Annotated in this window: 6 protein-coding genes and 1 rRNA gene; 3 read left to right on the forward strand and 4 right to left on the reverse strand. The window is 30.7% G+C overall.

Annotation, left to right across the window (positions count from 1 at the left end):
* Together RXO53_RS07970 and rrf are read right to left on the reverse strand one after the other, a co-directional pair.
* The coding region (locus RXO53_RS07970; RefSeq protein ID WP_410713692.1) for an MGMT family protein at positions 1–179 on the reverse strand (179 nt) is incomplete at its 3' end.
* Positions 180–415: 236 nt separating this feature from the next.
* Positions 416–535, reverse strand: a 5S ribosomal RNA gene (gene rrf / locus RXO53_RS07975).
* 92 nt (positions 536–627) lie between these two features.
* On the opposite strand from rrf, the gene RXO53_RS07980 reads away from it, so the two are divergent.
* From RXO53_RS07980 to RXO53_RS07990, 3 genes are read left to right on the forward strand one after another with little or no spacing between them, the layout of a single operon-like run.
* Positions 628–900, forward strand: coding sequence for a lipoate protein ligase C-terminal domain-containing protein (locus RXO53_RS07980; RefSeq protein ID WP_410713687.1), 273 nt, complete (start codon positions 628–630; stop codon positions 898–900).
* A gap of 1 nt (position 901) precedes the next feature.
* On the forward strand, positions 902–1729 hold the full coding sequence (locus RXO53_RS07985; protein ID WP_410713688.1) for a biotin/lipoate A/B protein ligase family protein: 828 nt from the start codon (positions 902–904) through the stop codon (positions 1727–1729).
* Positions 1730–1734: 5 nt separating this feature from the next.
* A complete protein-coding gene (locus RXO53_RS07990) occupies positions 1735–2136 on the forward strand; it encodes a hypothetical protein (RefSeq protein ID WP_410713689.1) in 402 nt (133 codons plus the stop codon).
* Here the strand turns inward: RXO53_RS07990 and RXO53_RS07995 are convergent.
* Together RXO53_RS07995 and RXO53_RS08000 are read right to left on the reverse strand one after the other, a co-directional pair.
* Positions 2102–2941: a triphosphoribosyl-dephospho-CoA synthase gene (locus RXO53_RS07995; protein WP_410713690.1), complete on the reverse strand. Its 840-nt coding sequence runs from the start codon at positions 2939–2941 to the stop codon at positions 2102–2104. The two genes, RXO53_RS07990 and RXO53_RS07995, sit on opposite strands and share 35 nt — an antisense overlap.
* Before the next feature lie 5 nt (positions 2942–2946).
* Positions 2947–3441 carry a dual specificity protein phosphatase family protein gene (locus RXO53_RS08000; RefSeq protein WP_410713691.1) on the reverse strand — a complete coding sequence of 165 codons (495 nt, stop codon included), beginning with the start codon at positions 3439–3441 and terminating at the stop codon, positions 2947–2949.
* Positions 3442–3639: the final 198 nt, after the last annotated feature.

Here is a 3639-nt window from a genome sequence, read left to right on the forward strand (position 1 = left end):
ACTAATCCATTGCTCATAACAACTCTATGGCAAGGAACTACAATAGGATTCTTGTTATTCTTTAATAAATATGCTACTTTCCTATGATGAATACCGAGGAATTTTCCTAACGCCTTATATGTTGTCACATATCCCATAGGTATTAGCTGTAAAATATCATATATTATGTCATCATACATTTTTCCCACAAAATAATTTTTAGAAATTAAGACTTAAATACAAAACGACCGGCATAAACTCTATATGTATGAATAGTTCTTAAAATTCCGCATTTTAATACAAGAAGTTTAAAATTATCAATTAAAATTTGTATTGTACTTAGGAGCAGCTGTTCAAATACCATTGTTGATATAGAATTAGAAAAACATATCAAATATTTCCCAAATAATAAGCCAAATATTTTAAATTATATGCCTGGCCCCAGCTTGAAGCGCCTGCGAGCCCTTTCGGAACTCACTGGCAGCTTCAACGCGGCCGGCTTAACTTCCGGGTTCGATACGAGTCCGGGTGTTGCCCAGCAGCTATGGCCGGGCCAGGCAATAATCTAGTATCTTTGTTTACAAATATAAACTTTGTGGTTTTAAAGTTTTAAGCTAAAAAATAAAAATAAATAAGATGGGGGAAAGAATGGGTTATTGTGAGCTAAAAGCAAAAAAGGGTCTAATAAGGGTATCTTCAGAGCAACATAATGGCAAAATAAAGAGTATATCAATAACTGGAGATTTTATGATTTTTCCTGAGGATGTTATTTGGGAGCTTGAGAGAGAATTATTGGAGACAGATGCAAATGAAAAGTCAATAAATGAAATAGTTACAAAACATTTATCTAATGCTAAACTTATGGGCTCAACAATCAATGATTTCGTAGAGGTAATAATTTGTTCATTAAAAGGTGATTAGAATGAGTAAATTAAGGGTTATAATGTTTGAAACACCTCACGATGGTTATTTTAACATAGCGTTTGAAGAAGCTTTAGCGAGGGCTAGGGGATGTAATTTAATAGATGACACTTTGAGATTCTTCAGAAATAAAAATGCAGTGATAATTGGATATTTCCAAAAAGCTGAAGAAGAAGTTAATTTAGATTATTTGAGGAAAATTGATGCTCAGCTTATTAGAAGGCCAACAGGAGGGGGGGCAGTTTATCATGATTTAGGAAACTTGAATTACTCCATAGCTGTCTCGTACGATAGATCAAAACATGCAAGTCCAGTAGATTATATATTCAGTGAATTAATTAAAGGTCCTATTAATGCATTAAATTCTTTAGGCTTTGATTCAAAATTAGAGAACATTAATGACATAGTTGTAAATAACAGAAAAGTAAGCGGGACCGCAGCAAGCACTTCTTGGAATGCATTGTTTTTCCATGGAGCCATGCTTTTAAATACTGATATGGAAAAGCTCTCTTCTGTTTTGAAGGTATCTCAGAAAAAGCTTATAGATAAGGGTGTCAGCAGTGTTAAATATAGAGTAACTAATTTATTTGAAATTAATAATAATATAGGCGTGGAAAATATAATAGAGGCATTTGTCAACTCATACAAGAAACTGCTAGGTTATGAGGAAATTTATTATTCTATACCAAGTAAAAAAGAAATAGAGATTGCAAACTTGTTATATGATGAAAAATACAAAAAGGAAGAATGGAATTTTAATAGAGTTAGTCATTCAAAGTTCAAAAACTTAGATGAACAAATAAATTATATATGTAATAATAAGAGGTAGTCATTTTGGTAGATGGGATTGCTTTATCGTTTAATAAAGAAAATAATAAAGTTGTTGTAAATCTAGCTAATGGAAAATCAATTGAATACGTAAATGCACAAGTAGAAATTAAACATAAAAGGATAAATGTTTTTAAACCAATATTATCCATTATATTTTTCTCATTATTGTCCATCTCTATTATATATTATCTGCCCCCTTGGAAATTTTATGGTTTAAATGCAGGATTGCAATTTGCACTATCTTTATCCCTTTTTGCTATACTGATGGCCTCTTTATACTCTATCTACATTTCAGTAGACTCTCTTAAAAAATTCAATATATTGGTAATAAAATTGGAGGAAGGGAGAGTAGTAGAATATATTTTATTAGCTAAAGATGGAGTTCTAAAAAATAAAGGCTTATAGATGAGGATAATATATCGAGGGCAGAGCCAGGGCTTATATTTTTACCCCAAATATCTCTTAGGAAATTAATCGCATATTCAATACCATATTTCTTAGATATGTATAAGCCTATTGTGGCATCATCAATCATCTTTTTGTAAAACTTAAAACCGTTCCTTTTTGCGGTTAATGTATCCCCATATCTTGAAATTATGTATAATAACCCATTTAGGAAAGCCTCATTTAAATTGTCAAATTTTTTAAAATATTGTACAGTTTCTAATGATATAGGATATCCATTAATTATTTCACCGTTAACCAAATCCCAACTGTAAGCTCTTAAAACTTCATATAAATCTTTAGGATATGAAGAAAAAACATCAGGCATTAAACCTTCATATTTTCCTAGATATGAAGGTGAAAGCATTTTTAGAATTTCATAATATAATATTCCTTCTTCTTTTCCAGTCTCTTCAATAATATATTTAGAGGAATTTATTGCTACATCTTTAATGTTTGTTGATTGTAAAATGCCTATAGATAAAGGTATGTGAAGTAGAAATTCTCCGAATGCTATGTTTCTCCTATCAAACTTTAATAAATAATTTTTATATTCTTTTAATGCCTTTGCAATAACATTTTTTTCATTTCTCTGGAATCTTTCACATGTATTATGCATTATTTTAGCCGTTAATGAAGCGTGAATTAAAAAGTCAAAATAGCTTTTATCGTCTTGATTGAAAGGAGTAACTCCACCTGGTTTTGGATGGAGGCTAGGTTCTATATATAATCCCATTGATAAAATCGGTATTAGTCTACAGCTCAATTTTATTACCTTAAATAATTTAAGAAGTCATCCAAGGTTTCAGATTTTATTAGGCTTTTAATAATTATGTTTTGAGATTTAATAATTTTTTTGAGCCTGTAAAGACTTTCTAGAAATAATTCTTGCGGCATAGAATCCGGGCCGCAACGTCTTTTGCTGTAAAATAGATCCAATGCCTGATTTAAATGAAAATCCTTGTATAATATTAAATATGAGACTACAACCGTTCCAGTCCTTCCACAGCCTGCATGACAATGCACATAAATTTTTTTATTTAATTTTAAATTATTTTCTATTATTTCTAAAGCTTTTCCTATATTTTTAATTGGTTCAACATTAAAGTCCTCTATTGGTAATACTATCCTATTGCTATCCCCCTTAACTGTACAAGCCGGATCTAAAGTAATTATTGTATCAGGACTTATATTATGCCTTTTTAAGTCCACGCAGCCTGGGCCAGCATACAAGTTATTGATTATTTCTGCTGGGACTCCTACCATTTTGTTCACCTATTATTTCCTTTGCTTTTTTAAATACATCTATCTATCCCACTTCATTATATCCGTGTTTGTATCTCTAGCGCTAGGGTGATAGCTATTAATATTTTGTTGTCGGGAAGCTTATAAATAGCTAGGTATTTAAATTCATATTTGACATTGTAAATGCTTAAAATTTTATCAAAAGCTATCTTCTTTAAG

Origin of the sequence: Caldisphaera sp. (assembly GCF_046536515.1) — an archaeon.
Classification (GTDB): Archaea; Thermoproteota; Thermoprotei_A; order Sulfolobales; family Acidilobaceae; genus Caldisphaera.

Excerpts from the sequence above, each read along its gene's own strand:
- RXO53_RS08000 (WP_410713691.1), bottom strand. The coding sequence starts at position 3,441 with ATGGTAGGAGTCCCAGCAGAAATAATCAATAACTTGTATGCTGGCCCA.
- RXO53_RS07980 (WP_410713687.1), top strand. The coding sequence starts at position 628 with ATGGGTTATTGTGAGCTAAAAGCAAAAAAGGGTCTAATAAGGGTATCT.
- RXO53_RS07985 (WP_410713688.1), top strand. The coding sequence starts at position 902 with ATGAGTAAATTAAGGGTTATAATGTTTGAAACACCTCACGATGGTTAT.